Consider the following 3,842-nt stretch of genomic DNA (forward strand, 5'->3'; position numbering starts at 1 on the left):
AAAAATAATATTTTTATTTAAAAAATGAGTAGATTTATCTGCTCATTTTTTCTGAAAAAAGTGGAAGTTTTACGGACACTTTTTGCGAGATTTTTTGCTTAAAAAATCGAGAAATTTCATTCTTGATACTATCGGTAACTATTCGAATTTAACAAAAAACCCTAGAGTCGTTGAAAACTCTAGGGTTAAACGATAAAAACTTGCTATTTTCAGGAAAGTATTTTATAATTTTAAGTGACCAAGCAAAAAATTATAATAACTTCAGAAAGGAGCAAGTTCTTTTTCGTGTCTTATTAGGACATTTTTATTTAATTTTAAAATCCTTTTGTTGACACAAAAGAACTAATTCACTATGAATAATAATACTATAGTTTTGACAAAAAAACAAGAAGAAGAAATTAACAAATGTGAAATAATAGATAAATGTAAAGAAAAAAAGGTTAAAAATCCAAAGTTTAGTGACTATATAGAGCCTTTTGTATCTGTAAAAATGTCAGAAAGAATAAAAGATTGTGGGGGATTTTTGATGTTGTTAGCAGACTTAAAATTAGAACATAAAAAGCTACATCAAGGTAACTTCTGTAAAAATAGATTTTGTCCAATGTGCAGTTGGAGAATGGCTTTAAAAGATAGTTTAGAGATAAGTATTTTAATGGAGCATTTGATGCTAGAAGAAAATAAAGAGTTTATATTTTTAACTTTAACGACTCCAAATGTTACTGGAGAAGAACTTGAACAAGCTATAAAAGAATATAATAAAGCTTTTGAAAGATTGATGAAACTTAAAGAAGTTAAGTTAATAGTTAAAGGTTACATAAGAAAACTTGAAGTAACATATCAAGGAGAAAAATATATAACTAAAAAATTATGGAGAAAGAAAAAAGAGTATTATGAAAATAAAGGATTAAAAGTAGGAGATTTAGAACCTAACTATGATACTTATAATCCACATTTTCATGTAGTTATAGCAGTTAATAAAAGTTATTTTGGAAATAGAACTTATATTTCAAGAGAAAGATGGCTTGAATTATGGAAAAAGTCAATGAAAGATGAGAGGATCACTCAAGTTGATGTAAGAAAAGCAAAAATGAGTAATTACAAAGAAGTGTACGAGCTATCAAAATATTCAGCAAAAGATAGTGATTATTTAATAAATAGAAAAGTATTTTCAGAGTTTTATAAAGCACTTAAAGGAAAACAAGTATTAGTATTTGGAGGACTTTTTAAAGAGGCTCATAAGATGTATTTAGATGGAGAATTAGAAGTTTATAAAGAAAAAGATGAAATAGAATATGAGTATATGCTTTATTATAATTGGACTAAGAAAGAATATGAAAATACAAAATTAAGAGAATTAACTGAAGAAGAAAAAGAAAGTTTAAATCATAAATTAATTAATGAAATGGAAGATAGTTTTTGATAGATATAAAAAAAGATTAGTGCATATTTTATACACTAATCTTTTTTTTATTTAGCTCCAAGTAAAATATCCAGCATGATAATCTTTCCATACTCCGTTAAACCAATAATGATAAACTACTTTTCCGTTAGAACTATTGTGTTTGTCCTTATAAACAAATCCTGAATATTCCCATTTTTTAGATAAATATCCAAATACTGTTGGTAAGTCTTGTCCAGTCATAGCTGTATACATGTACTTAATGGCTTCATAAGCTGCTGGATAAGGAATTTGCATCAACCACATTGCTCCAGAAATTACTGCACTTACTCTTTTATAATCTGCTTCGACATTAGTTCTTGGCCATGAGCTAACTTGATACCAACTTCCAGCATCCCTTTTTACTCTTCTAGGTTTATTATTTTCTGTGTATGTATCTTTATTTTCTATAGTAATAATTTCATCAATATTATATTCTGCCAATTTTTTATCATCTTCTTTTACTAATACTTGTCCATTTTCTTTATTTATTGTCACTGTTTCTTCTCTTCCAGTTGAAAATATAGCTTTAGTTTTAAATTCAGTATCATTATCAGTAATTACCTCTATGTTCTTAAGAGTTTCATCTTGTGTAGTATTTAGTTCTGTTGCAAAAACATTTAGATTAGTAAGAAATGTTAATATAAGTAATAATGAAAAAAATTTAGGAAATCTTTTTTTGTTCATTGAATATCACTCCTTTGATTTTTTATATTGTTTTATAGTTATTAAATATAAAATGTTGACCCAAATAAATAAATAAGTCAATGTGATTATTACTCTTAAAAATATGTTTAAATTACTTATAAATATATTTAAAAAGTATTTGTTAAATAAGAATATTGAACTAATAAAAATTAATATAATTATAGTTCTAGTTTTAAAATTAAAATCTAAATCTATTTCTTCATTTAGAGGAGCTAATCCTAAAAAAAATAATAACTTTCTTGTTAAATTTATTTTTTTCATAACTTTATCACGTCCTTGAAAATTATAGTTTTATTTTACATTATATAAAAACGATTACAAGACTTATATGTTTTGGATATTTATGTTAAAATTATAATGTTATGTATTTTTAAAATAATGAACTTACAATAAAATCAAGGTGGAGATAAAAATAAATTGAGTAGGTCTGAATAGATCTGCTCAATTTATTTTTATACTACCTTGATTGGGAGAATAATCAAGACACTCGATAGAAAAGGACGACAGTCCTTCTGCCAAACGGCGAGTGCCGTCGGAGACGCTAAAAAAATTTTGATTAAACTTTTATAAAAGTTTATGGGTGAAACGAAGTGAGGGCAAAGCCCTAAGAAGTATGTTAAAATAATGGGAATATTGGTGGGGATATAAAAAGTTTTAATATTTAGATTATATCCCACGTTTAATTATTGATTTTTAAAAGATTTATTAGTATTTAATTCCCACTCGTATTATGTTTTTCTATATATTACTATAGTAATATATAGAACTAATTTTATTTAAAATAGATAGGGTGTGGTATTTTGTGATAGATAATTTAATAATTAAAAGTGAGATTTACAGAAAGAAGGAAAATGAATTAAAAGAGAAAGATAATGAGATTGAATATTTGAGTGGAGTTATAGAAGAACTTAAAAGAGCTGTAGATTTAAAAGATGATGAAATTAAAAATTTAAAATGCAACATTGAAAGCTTATCTAAAAAACTCAATAGATTTAATGAGTTTTTAAATCTCATTAGCATAATGGATGAAATTAAAAGATTTAAAGATAGTTTTTTAAGCCATTCTAAAATAACTAAAAATGAAATCATGTTCCATGATAAAGATAAGATTTATATAGACAAAAAATATTTAGCAAAGAATTTTTTCAATACTTATCAAAATATGCTTTTTAAAGATAAGCTGCATTTATTAAAATTATTAAATCTTATTGAGGTATCTGAAGAAAATAGATTTACAAAAAAGGTATTTGTAAATGGAAAATATAAAAGAACGATTGTTTTTGATAGACATATTTTAGATTTTTATTACAACCTATGTTCTTAACAACATCTAATATGTCTTTATATGGCGTTAAAATCAATTGTAAGAAGTTTTAGTCTATACATTAGTATATTTTCACTAAAACATTTTTTAATAGCCTTAAAATTGATTTTGAGCGATTTTAAGATTGCATAACTTTTACATACTAAAAATGGTATGCAAAAGTTATGCAAAAAGGTATGTAAAAGTTATGTAAGAACGTTTACATTGGGGGACAGAGAAAACCTAGGCACTGACTAGGCTCCAAATACTTTTGGAACCATTTTCTCTTTATGCTCTTATTTAAAATTGAGTTAGGATTTTTGAATAAAAATATCTAGCTTAATTTTAAATAATTCAATTTTAAAAAAATATAAAAATCTTAGAGAAAAATGA

3 protein-coding genes are annotated in these 3,842 nt (G+C 24.8%); 2 read left to right on the forward strand and 1 reads right to left on the reverse strand.

The features are described from left to right. The first annotated feature begins 352 nt into the window (after positions 1 to 352). Complete coding sequence (locus tag GOM42_RS15630) at positions 353 to 1,420, forward strand: protein rep (RefSeq protein ID WP_110016525.1); 1,068 nt, start codon at positions 353 to 355, stop codon at positions 1,418 to 1,420. A gap of 51 nt (positions 1,421 to 1,471) precedes the next feature. Here GOM42_RS15630 and GOM42_RS15635 read toward each other — a convergent pair whose 3' ends face one another. After that, complete coding sequence (locus GOM42_RS15635; protein ID WP_078234346.1) at positions 1,472 to 2,125, reverse strand: hypothetical protein; 654 nt, start codon at positions 2,123 to 2,125, stop codon at positions 1,472 to 1,474. 823 nt (positions 2,126 to 2,948) lie between these two features. Between GOM42_RS15635 and GOM42_RS15640 the strand changes: the two genes are divergently transcribed. Continuing rightward, a complete protein-coding gene (locus GOM42_RS15640; RefSeq protein WP_078234344.1) occupies positions 2,949 to 3,470 on the forward strand; it encodes a hypothetical protein in 522 nt (173 codons plus the stop codon). The last annotated feature ends 372 nt before the right edge of the window (positions 3,471 to 3,842 follow it).

The sequence above is a fragment of the Clostridium sp. 16K-1-R1 genome (genome assembly GCF_023921145.1).
GTDB classification, from domain to species: domain Bacteria; phylum Bacillota; class Clostridia; order Clostridiales; family Clostridiaceae; genus Sarcina; species Sarcina perfringens.